Source organism: Nitrospirillum viridazoti CBAmc, assembly GCF_000730165.1.
In the GTDB taxonomy this organism is placed as follows: Bacteria; Pseudomonadota; Alphaproteobacteria; order Azospirillales; family Azospirillaceae; genus Nitrospirillum; species Nitrospirillum viridazoti.
In genome coordinates this window covers 1,166,855-1,189,051 of record NZ_CP022110.1, presented here as the reverse complement: position 1 = coordinate 1,189,051, position 22,197 = coordinate 1,166,855, and the positions used below count along the sequence as shown (strand labels likewise).

Below are 22,197 nucleotides of genomic sequence, written 5' to 3'. Positions count from 1 at the left end.
GCCGGGTCGAAGGCAACCTGGCCCCAGCGCGGTCCTAGTCGAGCGTCTGCAGCAATTTGAGCCGGATCAGGCTTTCTGCGCTGGCGATAATCGCTTCCTTGCCCGACCGCGGCGACCAGCCGAGCCTTTGCCTGGCCTTGGCGCCGCTGGAACGCCGACGGTTCGCGTTGGGAGAGGGAGGCGCGCCGCGGCTGGGTATCCGGGCGGCTAAGTCCCCAAGACCTTCACGCAAGATGGTGGCGACCTCCAGCAGGGACAGCGGTTCGCCGCTCACCGCAATGAAGCGCTCACCAGCCGCGGCTGGCTGGGTCATGGCCCGAAGGTGCAGGTCGGCGACGTCACGCACATCCACCACGCCGAACCACATATCCGGCAATTCAGGCGGAAAGGCGCCATCCAGCAATCCTCTGATGATATTCATCGACGTGGAGAGCTGAGGCCCAAGCGCCGGTCCAAATATTCCGGTCGGGTTGACGACGCTCAGTTCCGGGGTGCCGCCCTCCCTCACAAAGTCCCATGCCGCGCGCTCCGCAATGGTTTTGGACAGAATGTAAGGTTGGTTTGGTGCGTCAACGGGGGTCCAATCCTCCTCCGTATAGACATGGCTTGCCTGTGCCGGGCCGTATCCAACCGCGGCAAAAGAGGAGGTGAGGACAACGCGCCTCACTCCGGCGCGGCCGGCCGCGCGCAGCACGCGCAACGTTCCGTCGCGCGCCGGTATGATCAGATCATTGGGGTCCTCCGGCTGAACGGGCGGAAAGGGCGACGCGGTGTGCAGGACATAGTCGCAGCCTGCCGCGGCGTCGCCCCAACCATTGTCACGCCCCAGATCGGCGGCATGAAAGGTGACCCCATGATCGGGATCCACACCCGCCGCCACCATCATGGCGCGGACCTGCGGAACCTTGTCGAGATTGCGCAGTGTCGCGCAAACCTCGTGCCCCGCCGCCAGCGCCGCCGCTATGCAGTGGCCGGCGAGGAATCCCGAACCACCCGTGACAAGAATCTTGCTCATTTCGCCTTCTCCTTGCCCTCACATTCGGCCAGACAGATGAAAGAGGACAAGTAGGATGGATTTTGAGAGGTAATATGGAAAAGCAGACTATCGAGCCGCGCACATACGGTGACGAATGCGATGGGTGCACGGGGCCGGAACGTATCGAGGTTATGCGCTTCCAGCGGGCGATCAGGGCCATTACCGGCAAATGGAAAATCGAGATCGTATGCAGCCTGGTCGCCGGCCCGATGCGTTTTGGCGAACTGCGCCGCGCGCTGCCGGGCATCACGCAGCATATGCTGACCGAGCAGCTTCGTGACTTGGCGCGCAACGGCATCGTTATTCGCACCGCCTACCCCGAGGTGCCTCCACGGGTGGAGTATGCGCTGTCGCAAGCCGGCATCGATCTCATGCCGACCTTCGGCGCGTTGCACGACTGGGCCTTGCGCTACCAGAACCGATTGGCGGACTAGACCGATAGTTTCCACGCGCGCCATTGTTCTATTCATGGAACAGTGGGTGCTAAATTACCGTACTACAGGTCATGTCGTTCCATTGGTATCTATTAGTGGCACCAGCGCACGCCCGATACGACTGCGAAGGGTGTCCTGGCCGAGGTTCGGTCGCCCTCTCAAGGAAACATGCCATGTTGCAATCCAGTGAATCCGAGGAGCGCATCCGCGAGTTGCTCCACCGCAACCTTGAGGAGGTCTTCGGCGAAGGCGACGACACGCGCCGCCGCGCCGCAATCGACGAGCTCTGGGCACAGGATGGGGTGCTTCATGTGCCACCGGGTGTGATCGTCGGGCGCCAGGCGATCAACAAATTCGCCGGTGATCTACGGGCGACGCATCCGCACTATGTCTACACACCGCAGGGCAAGGCGCAGGTGCTGCACGATGCCGGGCGGCTCGCCTGGGGCTCAGGGCCGCGCGGCGAAACACCCGAATATACCGGCTGGGATGTCATCACGGTCCGCGATGGCCAAATCATGGCGCTGTACGTCTTTCTCGACGAAGCATCCGAAGAGTTTCGGCGGTCTGCCGGAACACCCTAGATTTTAACGCCCCTCCCGGACCCTGCCCCTGCGCCGCGTAGATCGGGGGATGCCTCCTACACCAATCCCAGTTCCAGGCGCGCGCTTTCGGTCATGCGGTCCCGGGTCCAGGGCGGGTCCCAGACCATGTCGACCAGCACCACGCTGACCCCCGGCACCAGCGAGACCAGGTTCTGGACCTGACCCGGCAGCGTGGTGGCCACGGGACAGGCCGGTGTGGTCAGGGTCATGTCGATATGGACCAGGCCGTCACGGCGGCCCCGCACCCGATAGATCAGGCCAAGGTCCACCAGGTTGACCGGTATCTCCGGATCGCGGACGGTGCGCAGCGCCTCGAACACCGCCTCCGTCAAGGCGGGGTCGCCATCGTCCGCCGTCACGTTGGCCAGCAGTGGTTCCTCCTGGAAGACACGCATGGATGCCGCCCCCTATTCCGTCTTCACCGGCACGGGCAGGCCGCCGCCTTTCACCGCCGCCTCCAGCGTGTGCCAGGCCAAGGTCGCGCACTTCACCCGCGTGGGGTAGGCCTTGACCCCCGTCAGGGGCTGCAGCCGCTCCCCCTCCTCCGCCAGGGCGTCGGGCAAATCACCACCGCCCCCTGTCACGGTGCCATGAAAGTGGCCGAACAGAGCCTCAGCCTCCGCCAGCGTCTTGTTCAAGACAACCTCCGTCATCAGCGAGGCGGAGGCGGTGGAGATGGCGCAGCCCTTGCCCTCGAAACTGACTTCCACGATGCGGTCGCCCTCCAGGCGCAGGAAGATGGTGACCTTGTCGCCGCACAGCGGGTTGTGGCCGTGGGCGAAGTGGCTGGGCGCGGCCAAGGCCCGGAAATTGCGGGGGGAACGGCCGTGATCCAGGATGATGTCCTGGTAGAGATCGCGCAAATCCATGGGGGTGCCCTTTCCTATCGCGCCGCGACGCCGAACAGCTTCTGCGCCGCGCGGATGGCCTCGGCCAGGCGCTCCACATCAGCCTCCGTGCTGTAGACCCCAAACGAGGCGCGGGCCGTCGCCGGCAGGTCCAGCCGGTCCATCAGGGGTTGGGCGCAATGGTGGCCGGCGCGCACCGCGACGTCATGCTGGTCGAAAATGGTGGCCAGATCGTGCGGGTGGATGCCGTCCACCAGGAAGGACAGGGCACCCAGCCGGCTGCCGCCCGCCGCCACCAGGCCGACCCCCGGGATTTCCGTCAGCAGCGCCTCGGCATAACGGGTCAGGGCGGCCTCATGGTCACGGATGGCAGCGCGGCCCAGCCCGTCCATGAAGTCCAGCGCCAGGGCCAGGCCGATGGCGCCGGCGATGTCGGGCGTCCCGGCCTCGAACCGCTGGGGGGCGTCCTGGTAGGTGGTCTCAGCGAAGCTGACGGTGCGGATCATGTCGCCGCCGCCCTGCCAGGGGGGCATGGCGTCCAGCAGCGCGCGCTTGGCGTACAGCACGCCGATGCCGGTGGGGCCATAGCATTTGTGGCCGGAGAAGACGTAGAAGTCGCAATCCAGCGCCCGCACGTCCACCGGCAGGCGCGGCACCGCCTGGCATCCGTCCAGCAGGACCAGGGCGCCGTGGGCGTGGGCCAGGCGCACCACAGCCTCCACCGCCACGACATGGCCGGTGACGTTGGCCAGGTGGGTCATGGCCACCAGCCGGGTGCGCGGCCCCAGCAGTCCCTGGAATGCTACCAGATCCAGGGCGCCATCGGCGCCGATGGGCGCCACCACCAGCTCTATCCCCAGGCGTTGGCGCAGCATCTGCCACGGCACGATATTGGAATGGTGCTCCAACTCCGACACCACCACCTGGTCACCGGGGCGCAGGAAGGCCGGCCCCCAGCTTTGCGCCACCAAGTTGATGCCCTCCGTGGCACCGCGCACGAAGACGATCTCCGACGCGTCGGTGGCGTTCAGGAAACGCGCCACCGTTTCCCGCGCCGCCTCGAACCGGGCGGTGGAGCGGGCGCTCAGGCCATAGACGCCGCGATGCACGTTGGCGTAGTCGGTACGGTAGAACTCGGCCATGCCGTCGATCACGGCGCGCGGCTTCTGCGCGCTGGCGGCCGTGTCCAGGAAGGTCAGGCCGGGATTGCGCCCGAAGATGGGAAACTGGCGGCGGACGGCCATCGGATCGAACGCGGCGCCATCGGGCCGGCTCGCGGCCCGGTCTTCCAGCAGCAGGGTCATGACGCACCCCCATCCAGCCAGCGCCGCAGGTGCCGGCGGGCCAGGGCGGCCAGCGCATCCGGCAGGCCGGCGGCATCGATGGCATCTACGGCGAAGGCCTCCACCAGCATGCGGCGGGCGGTTTCCGGATCGATCCCGCGGGCCTGGAGATAGAACAGCGACGCCTCGTCCAGGCTGCCGACCGTGGCGCCGTGGCTGCATTTCACGTCGTCGGCCAGGATTTCCAGTTCCGGCTTGGTGTCCACCCGCGCCTGGGGGCTGAGCAGCAGGTTGCGGTTCAGCTGGCGCGCGTCGGTGCCATCGGCGCCCGGTGCCACGGCCACGGTACCCAGGAACACGCCGTGGGAAGCCCCCGCCAGCACGCCCTTCACCACCTCCTCCGTGCGGCAGCCCAGGCCCAGATGATCGGCCCGGACCGACAGGGTGGCCTCCTGCTCGCCGTCCAGCAGATAGGCGCCGTGCAGGCGGAACTGTGCCCCGTCGCCCGCCAGGGTGACCGCCATGTCCCGCCGGGACAGGCGCCCGCCGGTGATCAGGGCGCAGGCCTCATACCGGGCCTGGTCCGCCAGCGCGGCCCGCACCGCCGCCGTGTGGCAGGCGGCCGGGTCCTCCGCCTGGATGTGCAGGTGGGTCAGCACGGCACCCGCGCCCAGGCTGATGACGCCGACGGTGTTGCCCCAGCCGCCCCCCGTGCCCATCGCCGTTTCCACCACCGTGGCCTGGGCGCCGGCCCCGAGGGCAATGTGCAGACGGGCGTGGGCGGCGGACATGGTGTGGTGGATGATCTCCACCGGCGTTTCCAGCACCACGCCCGGTTCCAGCGCCAGGACCACCCCGTCGGTGAACAGCGCGGCGTTCAGGGCGGCAAATGCCTCCTCACCATCCCCGAAGGCGCCTTCCAGCATGTCCGGGCGGCGGCGCAGCGTCTCCGCCACCGGGGCCAGCCACACACCGGTCGGCAGGGCCCCACCGGCCGACAGCGCGGGCGCGAACCGGCCGTCCACCAGCACCAGCCGGTGGGTGGGGGCGGGCAGCAACCAGGGCGCCAGCGACGCCGGTGCCGGTCCATCGCCGCCGCCCGCCGCCGGCAAGGGTGGCGCCGGCAGGGGTGGCGCCGCGATGAGCGGTTCCAGGTCGGTGAACCGCCAGGCTTCCTGACGCCGGGTGGGAAAGCCCAGCAGGGCGAAGCGGTCCATCTCCGCCCGCCGGCGGGTGGTGAGCCAGGCGGGTTCCGCCACCGTGGCCAGCACCTGGTCGAAGGCGTCGCGGAACGGCGCGCTGTCGTCTGTCATCAGCATGGCATCGCCCCCGCTCACGCCGCGTCGCCCAGATAGGCGTAGCCGGTGCGCTCCAATTCGGCGGCGAAGGTCTTGTCACCGGATGCGACGATGCGGCCATCGGCCAGCACATGCACCCGATCGGGCACGATATAGTCCAGCAGCCGCTGGTAATGGGTGATCATGACGATGGCGCGGGCCGGATCGCGCAGGCGGTTGACACCGTCCGACACGGCGCGCAGGGCGTCGATGTCCAGGCCGCTGTCGGTTTCATCCAGGATGGCCAGATTCGGCTCCAGCATGGCCATCTGGAAAATCTCGTTCCGCTTCTTCTCCCCGCCCGAGAAGCCGACATTGACCGCGCGCCGCAGCAGGTCGTCGCCGATGTCCAGCAGCTTCAGCCGCTCCCGCACGGCCTTCAGGAACTGCTGCGCGTCCAGTTCCGCCTGACCGCGCTGGCGGCGCCCGGCGTTCAGGGCCGCGCGCAGGAAGTACATGTTGTTCACGCCCGGTATCTCCACCGGGTACTGGAAGGCCAGGAACACCCCTTCCCGCGCCCGCTCGTCCGCCGGCATGGCCAGCAGATCCTGGCCCAGGTAGCGCACCGTGCCCCCGGTCACCTCATACCCCGGCTTGCCCGCCAGCACGCTGGACAGGGTACTTTTGCCCGCACCGTTGGGGCCCATGATGGCGTGCACCTCCCCCGCCGCCACGTCCAGGTCGATGCCCTTCAGCACCTCCCGCCCATTGGCGATGCGGGCCCGCAGTCCACGGATTTCCAGAAGCTTGCTCATGATGGTTCCCTTCGCTGGGTCGGGGTTGCGGGGGTATCAGGCGGCCTAGCCCACGCTGCCTTCCAGGCTGACGGCCAGCAGCTTCTGCGCCTCGACCGCGAACTCCATGGGCAGTTCGTTCAGCACTTCCTTGCAGAAGCCGTTCACGATTAGCGACAGGGCGTCCTCCGCCGTCAGGCCGCGCTGCTGGCAATAAAACATCTGGTCTTCGCTGATCTTCGACGTCGTCGCCTCATGCTCCACCTTGGCGCCCGGATGGCGCACGTCGATGTAGGGCACGGTGTGGGCGCCGCAGCGCTTGCCGATCAGCAGGCTGTCGCACTGGGTGTAGTTGCGGGCGCCGTCGGCGTTGGACAGCACCTTGACCTGGCCGCGATAGGTGTTCTGTCCCCGGCCGGCCGAGATGCCCTTGGAAATGACGGTCGAGCTGGTGTCGCGCCCGATGTGGATCATCTTGGTGCCGGTATCGGCCTGCTGACGGTTGTTGGTGATGGCCACGGAATAGAAGGCGCCGGTCGATCCTTCCCCTTCCAGCAGGCAGCTGGGGTATTTCCAGGTGATGGCCGACCCCGTCTCCACCTGCGCCCAACTGATCTTGGACCGGGCGCCCCGGCAGGCGCCGCGCTTGGTGACGAAGTTGTAGATGCCACCCTTGCCGTTCTCATCCCCGGGATACCAGTTCTGGACGGTGGCGTACTTGATCTCCGCATCCTCCAGCGCCACCAGTTCCACCACGGCGGCATGCAGCTGGTTTTCGTCCCGCTGCGGCGCCGTGCAACCCTCCAGATAGCTGACGTAGGCGCCCCGGTCGGCGACCAGTAGCGTGCGCTCAAACTGCCCCGTCTTGGCGGCGTTGATGCGGAAGTAGGTGGACAGTTCCATGGGACAGCGCACGCCCGCCGGCACATAGACGAAGGACCCGTCGCTGAACACGGCCGAATTAAGCGCCGCGAAGAAATTGTCACCCTGGGGGACGACGGAACCCAGGTAGCGCCGCACCAGTTCCGGATGCTCCCGCACCGCCTCACCAAAGGAGCAGAAGATGATGCCCAGGTCGGCCAGCTTGTCCTTGAAGGTGGTGGCGACGGACACGCTGTCGAACACGGCATCCACCGCCACCCCGGCCAGGGCCGCGCGCTCCCCCAGGGGGATGCCCAGCTTCTCGTAGGTTTTCAGCAGCTCGGGATCGACCTCGTCCAGGCTTTTGGGGCCGGACGCAGCCTTGGGCGCCGAATAATAGCTGGCGGCTTGATAGTCGATGGGGGCGATGTCCAGCTTGGCCCAATCCGGCGGCGCCATCGTCTGCCAGCGGCGGAAGGCCTTCAGCCGCCATTCCAGCAGCCACGCCGGTTCCCCCTTCTTGGCGGAGATGAAGCGGACGGTGTCCTCGTTCAGGCCGGGCGGCGCGTCTTCCGTCTCCACATCGGTGATGAAGCCGTACTTGTAGCCCTCCGCCTGGACGATACCCTCCAACAGGCCGGCGGATGGGGCGTTGCTGGCGGGGCGGTTCGCGGTCGCGCTGTCCGACATGGCGGTCCATCCGATCGTGGCTGGGTCTTGGCTAAGCAGGATGATCAGCAACGGCCGTGCCAGCCGCTTGAAGCCAGGATTCCTGGGCCTTTCCAAGGGATTGGCCACGTCGGCAACCGGACGTTTGTTGCAATCCCGACAGGGGGATTTGGAACGAACGCCGCCGCCGCCCGTGCTTTCCGCCGCCACCGCCAGCGGCATGTTTCCTGCAGAACCGGCCTGCGACAGGACCAGGAACAGAGGCGGCGCCATGATCACCGAAGCGGTTTCCCAGCGAGCGATCTTCGAGGCCATCGGCGGCCAGGCGGCCGTCGACCGGCTGGTGGAGGCGTTCTACCATCAGATGGACACCCTGCCGGAGGTGCGCGGCCTGCGCGCGATGCACGCGCCCGACCTGACGGAAACCAAGCGCGTGCTGAAGCTCTATCTGGCCCAATGGATGGGCGGCCCCGCCGACTATTCGGCGGAGCGCGGGCACCCGCGCCTGCGGGCGCGGCACCTGGGCTTCACGGTGGGGGTGGCGGAGCGTGACGCCTGGCTGCTGTGCATGAGCCGGGCGCTGATGACCACCGTGCCCGACGCGGATTTGCGCGGGGCCATTCTGCAGGCGCTGACGCCCTTGGCCGACTGGATGCGCAACCAACCGGGACAATAATGCCCTCAGCCACTGTAGGACGCGACCGCGTCCTACAGTGGCTGAGGGCCAAATAAAACAGACGCCGCGGCCAGCATGGTGATGGCCGCGGCGTCTCCGGAAAGGGGCGACCTAGGCGGCGACCTCCCCCTTCAGGCTCTCGATTTCCGATCTCGCCAGGCGGAACACACCCCGCCCGCCGGCGAGGGCCTGGTAGGGGCCGGTGGCTTTCAGGCTCAGCAGGTTGAACCAGGCCTGGGCCGGAACGGCGGCCGGCCGCTCCCCTATCTCCGTCACCGTGCCGTCCGGCGCGAAGCGGACGTGGATCATCACCGTCTCGACGTGCATCCCTGTTCCCCTTGTCAGAAGCCGGAACCGAAGCCCAGCAGTTCAACCTTGATGGGTTCGGTCCCCAGCACCTTGGCCTGGCAGGCCAGGCGCGATTTCGATCCCACCCCGACCATGGCGTCCAGCCGCTCATTCTCCTCCCGCGCGATGCGGGACAGGCCCTTGCGCCCTTCCTGGACAAAGACGTGGCAGGTCCCGCACGAGGCCTTGCCGTCGCATTTGTGGGTCAGGGTCTCGTCCGCCGCCAGGATGGCGGCCAGCAGGGTCATGCCCTCGGCGGCGTCTACGGTCTTGCCGGACGGCAGGATGGTAAGCAGCGACATTTCCAAAAGCTCCCTCAAGGTCTTGGTCAGTGGTCAGTAAATCGCCGCCCCGGCGCCGACGTTGACCGACGCGTCCTTCATCGTCTCGACGATGTGGGCGATCTGGTCCTCGCTGAGGTGCGTGTGGAACGGCAGGGCGATGGCGCGGTCCGCCACCTTCTCCGTGACGAAGTAGTCGCCCCGGCGGTAACCCAGGTCGAAGTAATGCCGCTGCAGATGCAGGGGCTGGCCGAAGGCGGCGGCCTCGACCTCGGCCAGCCGCAGATCGTCCACGATGGCGTCACGGCTGGAGCGGGAAAAGCGCGTGCCCAGATGTACCTGGTACAGGAACCAGTTCACCTCGGTGACGTCCGGCCCGACATAGGGGTCCTTGATGCCTTCGAACGACTGGAGGTACTTGAAATACAGGTGCTGCACGCCCCGGCGTTTCTCCAAGATCTCATCCAGGCGGCGCAGTTGCGCCAGGCCCAGGGCGGACGCCAGGTCGCTCAAGGCCGCCTGATAAGGGGGCGTGCCGCCCACCACCACGGAGGTACGCTCGGCCAGGCGATGGCGGCATTGCCGGCGCAGGGCCATGGCGACGTCCACGTCATCGGTCACCACCATGCCGCCCTCGCCACAGCACAGCGCGCCGGGCTGGGAGAAATCGAACACGGCGGTGTCGCCGAAGGTCCCGACCAGGGCGCCCTGGTAACGGGAGCCGATGGCCTCGGTGCTGTCCTCGATCAGCACCAGGCCGTGCCGGTTGGCCAAATCCCGCAACCCCGCCCAGGCGGCCGGGTGGCCATTGGTGTTGGCGGCCACTATGGCGCGCGTGTCGGGCGTGATGCGAACGGCCACCTTGTCCGGCGCCAGCGTCCCCGCCCAATAGTCGATGTCGGCGAAGACCGGGCGGGCGCCGGACAGGCTGACGGCATGCTGGGTCTCGCGGAAACCGTAGGGGGAGAGGATGACCTCCTGCCCCGGTCCGATGCCGTGGGCGCGCAGCGCCATCAGCAGGCCCAGCGTGCCGCTGGCCACCGCCACCGCGTAGCGCCGGCCAAGATATGCCGCGAACGCCTCCTCGAACGCCTCCGTCACAGCGCCGGCGGCCAGGTTGGGGGTGCGCAGCACCCGCTCCACCGCCGCCAGTTCCGCCGGCGTGATGTCCGGATCGCTGAGGCGGATCAGGTCCGCCGTCACCGGCACCTCGGCCAGCGCGGTCATGATCCCACCCGCCGGGCCAGCAGCACGCCGGTGGCATCGGCGGGTTCCGCCGTCAGGCGCACGCAATGCCCGCTGCCGTCCAGCAAATGCACGTCAAAACCGCTGTAGCGGCGGAAGGGATCCTCCGCCACGTCCGACGCGTCGCAGCGCGTCCAAGCCAGATGGGGCAACTGGCGGCGCAGGGTGGCGAAGGCATCCTCGGATGCGGCGGCCAGGACCGCATCCGACAGAACCGCATCCAACGTTCCCAGGTCTTCCACGCTCAGCGCCATGTCGTCCCCCGTCATTGCCAGAACTGGCGGTCGGCATCCACATTCAGCAGGTCCAGCAGGTCGCCCAGCCGGCCGAAGGCGCCATGCGGTTCCCAGGTCCCCTGGGCGTGATCCTTGCGATAAAGCCGCCAATACCCCTGGCTGAACTGGATCAGCGCCACGTCGATGACCCCGCCCTCGCGATCCACGTTGCGGGAACAGCAGGGGCTTTCGATGCGATAGCCGCCCTGGGCCGGCACGACGCTGGGCCGGACGTAGAGGTAGCGCTGGCGCGCCTGCAACGCGCGCTCGATGCGCTTGCGGTCCACATCGTTGGGATGCCCCGCCACGGTGAGACCTTGCGATGCCGCCATCATGCACATACCTCCTCCCGTGAGGCCCTCCGTGGCCCTCTCATAACAGCCGTCGCAGGCTATAGCGGCACGAGCCGCTGTCCCGTGCCGCTGGTATCAGACAGGAACAATCTCTTCCTCCAGGCAGCCGATCACCCGCCGGTCGGGGAATTCGACCAGATAGATGGGCGTGCCGCTGTCCACATGGGTCCCGACCTGCACGATCTCCCCCATCGTCCCGGACGCTGCCAGCAGGGCGTCGGCCGGCATGTCGGGATAGCTGCCGTCGTTGATCAGGTCGATGACGGCGCGCATGCGCTGTCCCCATTGGTACAGGGGTTGGCGGGGTTCGATCATGGTCGCCCCCCGGCGGCCCGGCCCGGCACCGGCAGGGCGGTGGGCAGGGGCAGGTCGTCCTCGTCGGCCACGGCCCGCACGGCCTCCAGCTCCTTGCGCTTCATGCCCACGCGGTTGCCGCTGCCCAGGAATTCGACGCCGTAGATGTAGAATTGCTGCAGGAAGGTGCCGATGCTGACGACGTAGCCCTCCTCCCCCTTCTTGGCGAGGATGTCGCCAATCTCCTTGCCGGCGTAGGTGCCGTCGTTGCGGACGGTACGCCGGGACCGCACCTTTTCCCCGTAGGTGAAGGTGGGGGGATCGACGATCTCCACCACGTCGCTGTCACGGACGATGTTGCTCATGACACAACCTCCAATATGGGGGGCTCCAGCATCAGGGGTGTCGTTGACGGCGACAGGCGCGACGCCACCATTTCCCGCACCAGGATGTCCTCATCCCGGGCCAGGTCGGCGATTTGCGCCACGGGCAGGCGGCTGGCGACCTCGAACCGCACCCGCCAGTCGGGGTCGCGCTTCAGGCGGGCCAGCAGATCGCCCGGCAGGCGCTTGGACACCTCGTATCGCACGTCGGCGTCGGCATCGGCGGCCATGCGGATCAGCCACTCGACCGGCGCGCGGGCGGCGACCATGCGGCGCACCTCCGGCTCCTTGTCCTCGATCATGCGGGCCAGCAGGCCGGGACCGACGCGGCGCGCCACCATCAGACGCACGTAGTAATCGGGGTCGCGGACCATGGGGATCAGGTCGGCTTCGTCCAGCAGGGCGGCGATGCGGATGCGCACCTCGCGGTGGGGATCGTCGCGCAGGCGCAGGGCATAGCGTCGGGGCAGGCGTCGCACCGCGTTCCAACGCACCGCCTCCTCCGGATCGTCCAGCATGGGCGGCAGCAGGAAGATGTCGGCGTACTTGGCCGCGATCGCCCGCACCTCGAAATGCGGATGGCGCACATGGGTGTCCGCCAGGGTGGGATTCCAGGTGAAGAAGCGGTCGATGCGGCGGGCGTAGCGGTCGTTGACGCAGGCGTGCTTGAGCCGGCACCGGCCGGCCGCCGCCAGGCCGGCATAACCGCAGGCATCGCAGGAAATGGCATTGCCCCGCCAGTCCACGGCCTCGTCAATGTCAGTCATGGTCGTCCTCTCCCATGCGCTGGATGACGTTCAGCAGCACCTGGGCGCCGACCTTGTCGCTGGGGTCCAATTCCAGCAGCTTCAGGACGGCCGCCAAGCCCTCATCCAGGCCACCCATGCGCATGTGCAGGTAGGCGTAGCCCTTGAGGGTAAAAAGGAAGAAGCGGGGCAGCGGCGCGTCGAAGCGGCCGAAGTCCGCGTCCGTGGCCACCACCTGGCGCCAATCGGCCGGCAGCTTGTTGTCCTGCGCCGCCTTGGCTAGGCAAAGGCGGGCGATGTCCAGCGCGTCCTTCAGCCGGCCCTTGTAGAAATAGAAGCGGTACAGGGCGATCAGGGTGGCGGCATGCCAGGGCGCCAGCAGGCGTGCCTGCCGCAGGTGGCGCTCCGCCACCTCCTCCACATCATAGGACTGGGCGGCGGCCGACAGGTGGTGGTGCACATCCGGCGGCAAACCGCCGCCCAACACGGCGGCGGACAGCCATTCGTCATCGGGGATGGGCGGCAGCCCGCTTTCCCCGAATGGCGTCGCAGCTGCCGTTTGCCCTGCCCCCATGGCCCCATCCCCTCCCCTCTGGCTCCCGCCTATTGCAGCCGCACGATGGGCGTGGGCGCCGTGGCGCAGGAGGTGGCAGCCTTGGGGTCGCGGAACACCAGGCCGCTCTGCGCGGTGCCGTCCGCGAAGTCGATGGTGACGCCGGCCAGCAGCAGGCGGCTTTCCGTGGGCAGGAACAGACGCAGGCCGTAGCACTCCACCACCGCGTCGCCAGGCTCAGGCGCCGCGCGGACGCTCATGTCGGCCGACAGGCCGGAACAGCCGCCGGGGCTCAGGACCAGGCGGAACCCGGCCTCGGGCCCGCCATCGGCCCGCAGCATGAAGCGGATGAAACGCTCGGCCGCCGGGGTGATCGTGAAGGTCATCGCCATCCCCCTCAGCCGGCCGCCTGATAGCGGGGATAGCCGGTGTCGATGACGCAGGTGTTGTCCACCGGGCAGACGGCGACACACTGCGGCACATCGAAATACCCGATGCATTCCGTGCACTTCTTCGGATTGATGACGAAGGTGCCGCCCTTTTCCGAAATCGCCACGTTCGGGCACTCCGCCTCGCAGGCGGAGCAGCTGGTGCATTGCGAGGCGATGATCTTGTAGGCCATGCTTCGTATTCTCCTTTGGGTGGATGGGTCCGGGGCCGGATGCGGCCCACCCCGGCCCAGATGGAACGCGCGTCAGGCGGCGACGATCAGGGCGCCCTGGCGGATGGCGGCATCGCCGCGCGGGGTGTGGACCAGCTCACCGGCCGCCACCTTCCCCAGGTAGCCCTTGAACCAGGCGATGGCGGATTTCTCGATGAACTCATGGGCGTACTGGTCCACGGGCTCGATGCCCGCCCCCAGCAGGTCCGCCTTGGGACAGCCGCCGATCTTGGCGACGAAGACGGCGTGACAGTCGTTGATGGCGCGGATGACGGTCTGCAGGCTGTCCTCATCGCCAAAGCCGCCCTGGCAATAGAGGTCGACGCGCCGGTGGCCCACGAACTTGGCCCCGGCGGTGGACAGCTCGTACACCTGGAATTCCTTGGCGTGGCCGAAGTGCTCGTTGATCAGGCCCGAGCCCTTGGTCGCCACCGCCACCAGCAGGGTGATGTCGCTTTGCGCCCCGGCCAGCGTGGCCAGTTCCTCCTGCTTGGCGGCCACCTTGGCCACCCGCTCCTCCTCCACCCGCGCCTGATAGGCCTGGCGACCCTCCAGGTCGTAGTCGACCTCCATCTCCATGATCTTTTCGGTGGTGAATTCGGCGCTGCGGTCCTCGCCAAGCAGGCCGACGGCGTCGGCCCGGCACTGGCGGCAGTGCCGCATCATGTTCATCTCGCCCTCGCAGTCATCCTGCAGGGCCTTCAGTTCCTGGGCGGTGGGGCCGCGCTGGCCCGTCAGGCCGAAAACGGTGCCGTGCTCGGGCGCGGAGATCAGGGGCATGATGTTGTGCAGGAAGGCGCCACGCGACTTCACCGCGCGGTTCACCTCCACCAGGTGCCGGTCGTTGACGCCCGGGATCATGACGGAGTTGACCTTGCACAGGATCCCGCGCTCGGTCAGCATTTCCAGCCCGCGCAACTGGCGCTCGGTCAGCAGCCGTGCCGCCTCCACGCCCGTGTAGCGCTTGTGGTTCCAATAGACCCAGGGATAAATCTTCGCCCCCACCTCCGGATCCACCATGTTGATGGTGATGGTGACGTGGTCGACGTTGTAGCGCGCGATGGTGTCGACATGGTCGGGCAGCGCCAGGCCGTTGGTGGACAGGCACAGCTTGATGTCCGGCGCGGTCTGGGAGATCAGCTCGAAGGTCTTGAACGTCTTGGCCGGATTGGCCAGCGGGTCGCCCGGCCCGGCGATGCCCAGCACGGTCATCTGCGGGATGGTGGAGGCGACGGCCAGCACCTTCCTGGCCGCCTGCTCCGGCGTCAGCCGCTCGCTCACCACGCCGGGGCGGGATTCGTTGGCGCAATCGTACTTGCGATTGCAGTAATTGCACTGGATGTTGCAGGCGGGCGCCACGGCCACATGCATGCGGGCATAGTGGTGGTGCGCCTCCTCGCTGTAGCAGGGGTGGTTCTTCACCTTCTCCCAAATCTCGGTGGGCAGGTCGCCCTGGCCGGCGGCGGAACCGCAGCTGGCCTTGCCGCTGCCGCCCTGCGTGCCACACCCCTTGTGCTCGGCCACCTGCTGCATCACGGCGTCGATGGTGACCAGACGGCCGGCGGCCCCGTCCTGCGTTGTGGATGCGTGCATGTCCGTTCCTCAATGTTGGGCCGGGCGCGCGGGCGCGGCGATTTCAATAGGAAAGCTTGCTTGACACCGTATGGCGAGGCCTGCTTGGAACCCATCCCCACACTCAGCAAAGGCCGTGCCACGTTCTTGAATCCCGGAGAACGGCGCGAACCTTGGATTTCATGCCGTCATCCCTGGCTGTGCGGTTATCGACAAACCGCGCTGAAGCCGGACACCGGCGTCCGTTACGCGACAGTCCCGCACAGGATTTCGACCGCCCGCGACAGCGGCACGGCAACGGGCGTCAGGCCCTGCGCGGCGAAGAACTTGACCTCATTGCGGGTCAGCGTCGCCGGTTCCACCACCACGTAGTGCCGGTCACCCGATCGCTTGGAAACCTGGCGGGCGTAGGTGCGCAGCAGCTGGTCGTGGAAACGGCAGCCCACGAACAGGAAACCCCGGCCATGCCGCCGTTCCTTCACGATGTCGGGAATGGGCGTCTGGATGTCGATTTCCGTCAGCACCTCGACATAATCGGCGTCGGTGATCAGGAAATTGCGCACCGGGTCCACGCCGCCGTGCGGCTTGTACAGCACGGTTTCCCAGGCCCCGGCGGCGTCGCGCGTGGTCTCTTGCCCGCCGGCGTCATAGAAGCGGTACCAGCGATCCTCACCGATGCCGGCGCGGGTGATGCCCTGCACCTCCCCCCAATTGGCCGGGGAGGCCGCCAGGGCGGCGCGCATGGCGCCGTCGTACCAGGTGTCGACGATCAGGGGCACGCCCCAGGCCGCCAGATGGCGATGCAGGGCCGTGGGCGCCACCGGCGGCCGGAACGCCTCCGCCATCAGGGTGGAGACGGTGGAGCGGTGGCGCGTGCTTTCGATGTGCTGGGCCGCCGCCCAGGCGTTGCCCTTGGCGCGGCGGGGCAGCGCCACCTTGGCGGCGAAGAAATCGGCCAGCGCCTCATGCGTGGTTGGGGCCGCCACCGGGGCCAGGCAGGCCAGCGCCGGCCCCAGATAGGGGACCAGTCCACCGGCGCGCAACTGCGCGGCCAGGTCGGCCAGCAGGCGCTCGGCCTCAAGGCCATCGGGCATGACGGAAGCGGTGGTCGCCAAGGCTGTCATCTTACTCCTCCTCCCCCCGCTTGCGGGCGTTGACCGTCACCGGCAGGCGCGTGTCGGCCGCCATCTCCGGCAGGTCCAGGACCCAGCCGTTGGCGATGCGGATCCAGCCCCCCCACAGATCCTCCCGCTCCGCCTCCACCACCGGCTCTTCCAGATCCTTCTTCGGCACATAGACGGAAAGGCCGATCTCGGGTGAGCGGCGGATCATCACTTTCATCGGGGCCGGTCCTTTCCATTGGGAAGCCGTCCCCAGTTCAGCAAGGGCCGTGCCACGGCGGAAGGCGCCGAAACCGGCGCTTTCCCACGCGTCGTCGCGTTGGGAACCCGACAAGGCCTGTCGCATCCCATACCGTCCGTGCGCGCTTTCCCCAGAAAAGCAGCCCCTGGCCGGCGCCCCGACATGGCATGCGGGGTGCAAGGCCCCCTTGACCTGGCAGCCACGCCGGAAACACGTCCCCCAGACAGGAGGTCCCCCATGCCCGACAGCGTCGCCTATACCGACAACCTGTTGAACCTGGCCGCCGTGATCTATCAGCCGGAAGACGACGTGGACACCCTGCTGGCCGACTTCGCGCTGGGCCTGCGCGACCGCGGCTGCCGGGTGGGCGGCATCGTCCAGCGCAACCACAAGGGCGACTGCGGCCCGGTGAAGCTGATGGAGGTGATGGATCTGAACACCGGCCGTGTCATCCCCATCTGCCAGAACCTGGGCCCCGGTTCCGTGGCCTGCCGCCTGGACACGGGCGGGCTGGCGGATGCGGCCCTGGCGGTGGCCCAGGCCGTGGCTGACCGGGTCGAGCTGGTCCTGGTCAACAAGTTCGGCAAGACGGAGGCCGAGGGTCGCGGCCTGAGGGGGGAAATCGCGGCCGCCATCGACGCCGGATTGCCCGTGCTGACCGCCGTGCCCTGGCGTTTCTACGAGGCGTGGATGGCCTTCACCGGCGGCTATGGCACCACCCTGGTGTGCGATACGGGCGTGATCACCACTTGGTGGGAAGACTGGGCGCGCCGGGCCGATTGGCGGCGGGCCAATTGACGGTGGGCCAATTGACGGTGGGGAGAGTGCCGGGCGCACCGCGCACTGATGGTGGAGGGGCCGGTGCCCGGCACCGGCCCCCGCAGCGCCTATTCCTTGCCTATGATCACGTCGGACGACTTGATGATGGCGGAGACGGTGTCCCCCACCTTCAGGCCCAGATCATCGACCGACTCATTGGTGATCGATGAGGTGATGACGCTGCCGGCGGCGATCTCGATCTTCACATGGGCGGTGGTCACCCCCTTGGTGACAGCCACGACCTTACCGGCGATGACGTTGCGGGCACTCAGCTTCATTCCTGTCTCATCCTCAAGTCTGCGGTCCACCGGTACTTCCATTGGGACCACGCGCACCCGCTCTTAGCCTTGGCGGGAATTCAGAACTTCTTCACCGGGATGTTGTGCTTGATCAGGGCATAGCCCACCTGGCGCGGCGTCAGGTTCAGCAGCCTTGCGGCCTTGGCCTGCACCCATCCCGCCGTCTCCATCGCCTGGATCAGGCGGTCCCGCTCCGACAGGCCATCGCCCTGAGCCGCGGCACAGGTTCCCGCCTGCGGGCAGGTGGCCGGAGGACCATCCCCGTCCCCCAACGCCGCGGCCGGCTCGACCGGCACCGGCTGGCGGAGCGGCAGGGGCGTAGGCGCCGTTGGCCGCGACATGATCTTGAAGGCGCTGCCCGGACCGATGGCCCCCTTCCACAGGGTGGAGGACAAGCACTCGTCATGCCGGCAGGCGAAGTCGTCCGCGATGATGCCGGAGTCCCGCGACAGGGTGGCCGTCCGGCGCACGCAGTTCTCAAGCTCCCGCACGTTGCCGGGAAAGTAGCAGCTTTCCAGGACGGCGTAAGCCGACGCCGTCAGGCTCTTGCGGGTGCCATGCTCCTCATTGAAGCGCTTCAGGAACTCGCAGGCCAGCAGGGTGATGTCTTCCCTGCGGTCGCGCACCGCCGGCAGGAAGATGGAAACCACGTTGATGCGGTAATAGAGGTCGGCACGAAATTCGCCCCGCGCCACCGCCTCCTCTAGGTTCTTGTTGGTGGCGGCAACCAGCCGCACATCCACCTTAAGGGTGTTCGTTCCGCCGACGCGCTCGAATTCCCCTTCCTGCAGCACGCGTAGCAGCTTGGCCTGGAAGGATGCCGAAATCTCCCCGATCTCATCCAGGAACAGCGTGCCGCGATGCGCCAGTTCGAACCGCCCCTTGCGCTGGCTCAGCGCGCCGGTGAAAGCCCCCTTCTCATGGCCGAACAGCTCGGATTCCAGCATGCTTTCGGGCAGGGCGGCGCAGTTCAGCTTCACGAACGGGCCGGTCCGCCGGGGCGACAGATCGTGCGTCGCCCGCGCGAACAGTTCCTTGCCGGTGCCGGATTCCCCGCGCAGCAGCACGGTGGAATGGCTGCGTGCCACGATCTTGATCTTGTCGATGACCGAGCGGATGGCCGGGCTGTTGCCGACGATGCCCTGGGGCCTGACCTCGCGTTCCGGCCGCGCGGTTTCGATCAGCTCCTTTTCCAGGCGGCGCTGCGTGCTCATCAGCCGGTCGCGGTCCCGGCCGATCAGGTCGTGCAGGCGCACCGTCTGGCCCACCAGGTTGGCGATCATGACCAGGAAGCGCACATCCTCATCCAGGCGGAAGGTCGCCTTGCCCTCCCATGTGCGGTCCAGCGTCAAGGTCCCGATGACCCGGTCCCTTTCCTTGATGGGGACGCCGATGAAGGACACGCGCGAGCCGGCACCCCATTCCACGGCCGACCAATCGTCGAACAGCGGATTGTCGGCCACGTTCTCCACCACGACCGGCATCTGCGTCGTGACGATCTGGCCGATGGCCCGTTCGGGCAGCCGGTCGAAATGGCTCTTGGCGTTCTTCTCCGTCCAGCCCAGGCCCACCACCACCTGGGGCGAGCCATCGTCGCCCAGCAGGGCGATGATGCCGTGATGCATCTCCAGGAAGCTGGAGAGCAGCGCCAGGACATTGGACAGCGTCGTTTCCAGGCGGGTCGGCACCGCCAGGATCTTGGAAATCTCATACACCCCGTGCAACGCTATTTCCGCGCGGGAGGAGAATTCACCGGCACGCGACCGATCGGCCGCCGAGGGCGGGCTGGATGTCGCGGACGCGTGAGAGGCGGAACCAGTCATAGGCATCGCACGAATCCTTTCGTGTCCCGAGGCCTACCGATGCGGCGGTGCGGCCCCCGCCAACTGCCAGTCCAGTCAAGTACCTGCAAGCAAGCTTCGCAGGTGCAACACGAGACCGCAAGTGAATTCATAATATTCAATCAGCAAAATATTATGTTCATTCAGCAAACTATTCTTTGAGATCCACTTGATTCATAAGGCCGTTATAGTCACCTGTATATCGCGCGGCTTGGCGAAGAAGGGAGCCGAGGTAACCAGCGTGTCGGCACCCGCCTTCGCATATGCACCCGCGTTCTGGGCAGTGACGCCACCGGCCGCGGCGACGACTGGCCGGCCGTCCACGCGCCGGGGCAACCGGCGCACCAGCCGGTGCACCGCCTCGGGCGGAAACTTTTCCAGTTGGATGACATCGACGTGCGCGGCGGCGGCGGCCAGGGCATCCTCCTCGCTGGTCACCTCCACCATGACCGCGCGCTCCGGCGCCGTCCGCTTCAGCCGGGCGATCGCCGCCGCCAAGTCATGCGGCGGATCGAAAAAGACCTGATGTTCCGGGAACAGCAGGATGGTGTCGGAAAGTCCCAGGCGGTGAATGTCCCCACCCCCCGCCAACACCGCCTTGCATGCCAGCTGGCGCGTATAGGGAACGGATTTGCGGGTGCACAGCACTGCGATGTCGGGGTTGACCACCCGGGCGGCATCGACGATGGCGCGGGTCTCGCTGGCCACGCCCGACGCCCATTCCATCAAGGTCTGCGCCACCTTCCAGCCGGCGTGCAGGGCGGCGGCGGAACCGGTGGCCTCCAGAAGCACGGCATCCCCGCCATAACGGCATCCGGCGGGTGCCCTGGCGGTCACCGCGGCGCCCAGCCGGACCAGCAGGCGGGCGGCCTCGTCCACGCCGGACAGCACCATGTCCGCGCGGGCCTGGAAGCGCATGCGGCCTGGCCGGCCACCGATGCCCAAGGCACGGGTGGTCAGATCGCCAAAGCGCACATCCTCTTCCAGCAGCCGTTCGACGGCCTCCTCGGAGAGATGAAGCGGGTCACCGGTGCCCGCGTCGATGGCCATCAGCCGAACTTGAACAGGACGCCGAAGCCGCCGCGGGGATAGTTCCACTCCACCTCCCCGGTCTTGGCGGTCAGCACGCGGCAGGTGCCGCATTCCACGCAGCCGTCCACCACCGCCTCGACCTGGCCCTTGTCGTTCTGGCTGTAACAGCCGGCGGGACACAGGTGGGTCAGCGCCATCAGCGCCTTGGAGGGTTCGGTGTGGGGCTTGATCCTGATGTGCGGGCGCCCGGCATCCACCAGGTAGCGGTTCTGGAACAGCCGCTCCTCCACCTTCACGATCGGCGCGCCGGGGGCGCCCGCCCCCACCTCAGTCGTGTTCATCATCGCCATGACCTCGCCAGTTTGAGGGCGTCCCCGATCAGGCCGGGCAGGGTCCGGCCGCTGCGGAACGATTGGAAGATCTGCTTTTCCTTGGCGCGCTTGTCGACGCCATCCACCCGGAACCAGGTCTGGGCGGCAGCGCTCAGCAGCTTGGGATAGACGCCGAAGATGTGCTTGTTGCGGTGCAGGAAATCCGGGATGCGCCGGTACTTCCTCAGGTCCTTCATGACGAAGGTTTCCTCCAGCCGGCGCTGGTATTCGGCCAGGTTGGCCTTGGTCGCCATCTCCCGCCGCCGCTTCAGCCACACCACCGTCTCGCCGGCGACGCGACCGGTGGTCATGGCCAGGTTGGAGCCTTCGCGGTGGACGGCGTTCACGAACTGCCCGGCGTCGCCCACCACGATCCAGCCGTCCCCAAACAGCTCCGGCATGGCGTTGTAGCCGCCCTCCGGGATCAGATGGGCCGCATACTCCTTGCATTCCGAGCCTTCCAGCAGGGGGCGGACGCTGGGGTGGCGCTTGAACGCCTCCAGCAGGCCATAGGGCGTGCGGCCGCTTTCCGCGAAGTCCGAGACGATGCAGCCGATGCCGATCGAGATGGATTCCTGGTTGGTGTAGATGAAGCCGGTACCGGTCATGCCGTCGGTGATGGTGCCCATGGCCTCGATCACCACGCCCTCGTTGCCCGCCAGGTTGAAGCGGCTTTCGATCACCTCGCGCGGCAGGAAATGCATTTCCTTGACGGCCAGCGCCACCGTGTCCGGCTTCAGTTCAGGCCGCAGGCCGGAGCGCTGGCCCACCAGGCCGTTCACCCCTTCGCCCAGGATGACGACGTCGGCGAAGGCGGTGCCGCCGTCACGGTCGGTGCGCACACCAATCACCCGGCCCTGCGGATCGCGCAGCAGTTCCGTCACCGTCGTCTCGCACAGCAGGACCGCGCCGGCCTCCCGCACCTTGCCGCTGAACCACCTGTCGAACTGGGCGCGGATGATGGTGTAGCGGTTGGGCTTTTCCTCATTGAAGTCGTCGGAACGGTAGTGCATGCCAACATAGGACGTGTCGTCCATGGTCCACAGCCGCTGCTCGATCACATGGCGTTCCAGCGGCGCGTCCTCGCGGAAATCCGGGATGATCTTTTCCAACGCGTCGGCGTAGAGGATGGCGCCCTGCACGTTCTTGGAGCCTGGGTATTCCCCCCGTTCCAGCTGCAGGACCTTCAGCCCTTCCTTGGCCATGGTATAGGCGGCGGCGTTGCCCGAGGGGCCGGCCCCCACGACGATGGCGTCGAACTTGTCCCTGATCATGACGA

30 protein-coding genes are annotated in these 22,197 nt (G+C 67.3%); 4 read left to right on the top strand and 26 right to left on the bottom strand.

Going from position 1 to position 22,197, the window contains the following annotated elements:
* Positions 1-34: 34 nt before the first annotated feature.
* Positions 35-1,015, bottom strand: a complete 981-nt coding sequence (locus Y958_RS05580) for an SDR family oxidoreductase (RefSeq protein WP_088871223.1) — start codon at positions 1,013-1,015, stop codon at positions 35-37.
* 74 nt (positions 1,016-1,089) lie between these two features.
* Here Y958_RS05580 and Y958_RS05575 point away from each other — a divergent pair, with 74 nt between their 5' ends.
* Both Y958_RS05575 and Y958_RS05570 read left to right on the top strand, forming a co-directional pair.
* A complete protein-coding gene (locus Y958_RS05575) occupies positions 1,090-1,470 on the top strand; it encodes a winged helix-turn-helix transcriptional regulator (protein WP_088871222.1) in 381 nt (126 codons plus the stop codon).
* Between the two features lie 173 nt (positions 1,471-1,643).
* Positions 1,644-2,054 carry a nuclear transport factor 2 family protein gene (locus Y958_RS05570; RefSeq protein ID WP_088871221.1) on the top strand — a complete coding sequence of 137 codons (411 nt, stop codon included), beginning with the start codon at positions 1,644-1,646 and terminating at the stop codon, positions 2,052-2,054.
* 56 nt (positions 2,055-2,110) lie between these two features.
* Here Y958_RS05570 and Y958_RS05565 read toward each other — a convergent pair whose 3' ends face one another.
* From Y958_RS05565 to sufB, 6 genes are read right to left on the bottom strand one after another with little or no spacing between them, the layout of a single operon-like run.
* Entirely contained in the window at positions 2,111-2,470 is a 360-nt protein-coding gene (locus Y958_RS05565) for an iron-sulfur cluster assembly protein (RefSeq protein ID WP_088871220.1), read from the bottom strand.
* Between the two features lie 12 nt (positions 2,471-2,482).
* On the bottom strand, positions 2,483-2,944 hold the full coding sequence (gene sufU, locus Y958_RS05560) for a Fe-S cluster assembly sulfur transfer protein SufU (RefSeq protein WP_088871219.1): 462 nt from the start codon (positions 2,942-2,944) through the stop codon (positions 2,483-2,485).
* A gap of 14 nt (positions 2,945-2,958) precedes the next feature.
* Positions 2,959-4,227, bottom strand: a complete 1,269-nt coding sequence (locus Y958_RS05555) for an aminotransferase class V-fold PLP-dependent enzyme (protein ID WP_088871218.1) — start codon at positions 4,225-4,227, stop codon at positions 2,959-2,961.
* Positions 4,224-5,525, bottom strand: coding sequence for a Fe-S cluster assembly protein SufD (sufD, locus tag Y958_RS05550; RefSeq protein WP_145727800.1), 1,302 nt, complete (start codon positions 5,523-5,525; stop codon positions 4,224-4,226). The genes Y958_RS05555 and sufD overlap by 4 nt, the downstream gene beginning before the upstream one ends.
* 14 nt (positions 5,526-5,539) lie before the next feature.
* The gene (gene sufC, locus Y958_RS05545; RefSeq protein WP_088871216.1) at positions 5,540-6,298 is read right to left on the bottom strand and encodes a Fe-S cluster assembly ATPase SufC; all 759 of its coding nucleotides are present in this window, start codon (positions 6,296-6,298) and stop codon (positions 5,540-5,542) included.
* A 45-nt stretch (positions 6,299-6,343) separates the two neighbouring features.
* Positions 6,344-7,828, bottom strand: a complete 1,485-nt coding sequence (gene sufB / locus Y958_RS05540) for a Fe-S cluster assembly protein SufB (protein ID WP_088872495.1) — start codon at positions 7,826-7,828, stop codon at positions 6,344-6,346.
* Between the two features lie 250 nt (positions 7,829-8,078).
* Here sufB and Y958_RS05535 point away from each other — a divergent pair, with 250 nt between their 5' ends.
* Entirely contained in the window at positions 8,079-8,483 is a 405-nt protein-coding gene (locus tag Y958_RS05535; RefSeq protein ID WP_088871215.1) for a group II truncated hemoglobin, read from the top strand.
* 111 nt (positions 8,484-8,594) lie between these two features.
* Here Y958_RS05535 and Y958_RS05530 read toward each other — a convergent pair whose 3' ends face one another.
* The 14 genes from Y958_RS05530 to nifT all read right to left on the bottom strand — a co-directional run bounded on the left by Y958_RS05530 (position 8,595) and on the right by nifT (position 16,535).
* On the bottom strand, positions 8,595-8,810 hold the full coding sequence (locus Y958_RS05530; protein ID WP_004271677.1) for a hypothetical protein: 216 nt from the start codon (positions 8,808-8,810) through the stop codon (positions 8,595-8,597).
* A 14-nt stretch (positions 8,811-8,824) separates the two neighbouring features.
* Positions 8,825-9,133: a 2Fe-2S iron-sulfur cluster-binding protein gene (locus Y958_RS05525; RefSeq protein WP_040843166.1), complete on the bottom strand. Its 309-nt coding sequence runs from the start codon at positions 9,131-9,133 to the stop codon at positions 8,825-8,827.
* 33 nt (positions 9,134-9,166) lie between these two features.
* The gene (locus Y958_RS05520) at positions 9,167-10,339 is read right to left on the bottom strand and encodes a DegT/DnrJ/EryC1/StrS family aminotransferase (protein WP_088871214.1); all 1,173 of its coding nucleotides are present in this window, start codon (positions 10,337-10,339) and stop codon (positions 9,167-9,169) included.
* Positions 10,336-10,611 (bottom strand): hypothetical protein, encoded by a 276-nt coding sequence (locus tag Y958_RS05515; RefSeq protein WP_088872494.1) that lies wholly within the window; start codon positions 10,609-10,611, stop codon positions 10,336-10,338. Before Y958_RS05515 ends, Y958_RS05520 begins: the two co-directional genes overlap by 4 nt.
* Positions 10,612-10,622: 11 nt before the next feature.
* Positions 10,623-10,967: a DUF3024 domain-containing protein gene (locus tag Y958_RS05510; protein WP_211098537.1), complete on the bottom strand. Its 345-nt coding sequence runs from the start codon at positions 10,965-10,967 to the stop codon at positions 10,623-10,625.
* Between the two features lie 93 nt (positions 10,968-11,060).
* The gene (locus Y958_RS05505; RefSeq protein ID WP_088871212.1) at positions 11,061-11,300 is read right to left on the bottom strand and encodes a nitrogen fixation protein NifZ; all 240 of its coding nucleotides are present in this window, start codon (positions 11,298-11,300) and stop codon (positions 11,061-11,063) included.
* A complete protein-coding gene (locus Y958_RS05500) occupies positions 11,297-11,644 on the bottom strand; it encodes a nitrogen fixation protein NifZ (protein WP_088871211.1) in 348 nt (115 codons plus the stop codon). Before Y958_RS05500 ends, Y958_RS05505 begins: the two co-directional genes overlap by 4 nt.
* On the bottom strand, positions 11,641-12,429 hold the full coding sequence (locus Y958_RS05495) for a 4Fe4S-binding leucine-rich repeat protein (RefSeq protein ID WP_088871210.1): 789 nt from the start codon (positions 12,427-12,429) through the stop codon (positions 11,641-11,643). The genes Y958_RS05500 and Y958_RS05495 overlap by 4 nt, the downstream gene beginning before the upstream one ends.
* Positions 12,422-12,982 (bottom strand): hypothetical protein, encoded by a 561-nt coding sequence (locus Y958_RS05490; protein ID WP_211098536.1) that lies wholly within the window; start codon positions 12,980-12,982, stop codon positions 12,422-12,424. Before Y958_RS05490 ends, Y958_RS05495 begins: the two co-directional genes overlap by 8 nt.
* A gap of 29 nt (positions 12,983-13,011) precedes the next feature.
* The gene (locus Y958_RS05485; RefSeq protein WP_088871209.1) at positions 13,012-13,347 is read right to left on the bottom strand and encodes a HesB/IscA family protein; all 336 of its coding nucleotides are present in this window, start codon (positions 13,345-13,347) and stop codon (positions 13,012-13,014) included.
* An 11-nt stretch (positions 13,348-13,358) separates the two neighbouring features.
* Positions 13,359-13,583, bottom strand: a complete 225-nt coding sequence (locus tag Y958_RS05480) for a 4Fe-4S dicluster domain-containing protein (RefSeq protein ID WP_040843159.1) — start codon at positions 13,581-13,583, stop codon at positions 13,359-13,361.
* Positions 13,584-13,655: 72 nt separating this feature from the next.
* Positions 13,656-15,155 carry a nitrogenase cofactor biosynthesis protein NifB gene (gene nifB / locus Y958_RS05475; protein WP_198924690.1) on the bottom strand — a complete coding sequence of 500 codons (1,500 nt, stop codon included), beginning with the start codon at positions 15,153-15,155 and terminating at the stop codon, positions 13,656-13,658.
* Positions 15,156-15,439: 284 nt separating this feature from the next.
* Positions 15,440-16,318, bottom strand: a complete 879-nt coding sequence (locus Y958_RS05470; protein ID WP_088871208.1) for an SIR2 family NAD-dependent protein deacylase — start codon at positions 16,316-16,318, stop codon at positions 15,440-15,442.
* A gap of 1 nt (position 16,319) precedes the next feature.
* The gene (gene nifT / locus Y958_RS05465; protein WP_040844955.1) at positions 16,320-16,535 is read right to left on the bottom strand and encodes a putative nitrogen fixation protein NifT; all 216 of its coding nucleotides are present in this window, start codon (positions 16,533-16,535) and stop codon (positions 16,320-16,322) included.
* 258 nt (positions 16,536-16,793) lie between these two features.
* Between nifT and Y958_RS05460 the strand changes: the two genes are divergently transcribed.
* Positions 16,794-17,354 (top strand): DUF2478 domain-containing protein, encoded by a 561-nt coding sequence (locus Y958_RS05460; RefSeq protein WP_186291275.1) that lies wholly within the window; start codon positions 16,794-16,796, stop codon positions 17,352-17,354.
* Positions 17,355-17,443: 89 nt separating this feature from the next.
* Here Y958_RS05460 and Y958_RS05455 read toward each other — a convergent pair whose 3' ends face one another.
* The 5 genes from Y958_RS05455 to Y958_RS05435 form a co-directional block, all read right to left on the bottom strand.
* Positions 17,444-17,653, bottom strand: coding sequence for a TOBE domain-containing protein (locus Y958_RS05455; RefSeq protein ID WP_088871206.1), 210 nt, complete (start codon positions 17,651-17,653; stop codon positions 17,444-17,446).
* Between the two features lie 80 nt (positions 17,654-17,733).
* Entirely contained in the window at positions 17,734-19,503 is a 1,770-nt protein-coding gene (nifA, locus tag Y958_RS05450; RefSeq protein WP_088871205.1) for a nif-specific transcriptional activator NifA, read from the bottom strand.
* 186 nt (positions 19,504-19,689) lie between these two features.
* Entirely contained in the window at positions 19,690-20,565 is an 876-nt protein-coding gene (modD, locus tag Y958_RS05445) for a ModD protein (RefSeq protein ID WP_088871204.1), read from the bottom strand.
* Positions 20,565-20,891 (bottom strand): ferredoxin family protein, encoded by a 327-nt coding sequence (locus tag Y958_RS05440; RefSeq protein ID WP_425600670.1) that lies wholly within the window; start codon positions 20,889-20,891, stop codon positions 20,565-20,567. The genes modD and Y958_RS05440 overlap by 1 nt, the downstream gene beginning before the upstream one ends.
* Positions 20,888-22,192 (bottom strand): FAD-dependent oxidoreductase, encoded by a 1,305-nt coding sequence (locus Y958_RS05435; protein ID WP_004274339.1) that lies wholly within the window; start codon positions 22,190-22,192, stop codon positions 20,888-20,890. Before Y958_RS05435 ends, Y958_RS05440 begins: the two co-directional genes overlap by 4 nt.
* Positions 22,193-22,197: the final 5 nt, after the last annotated feature.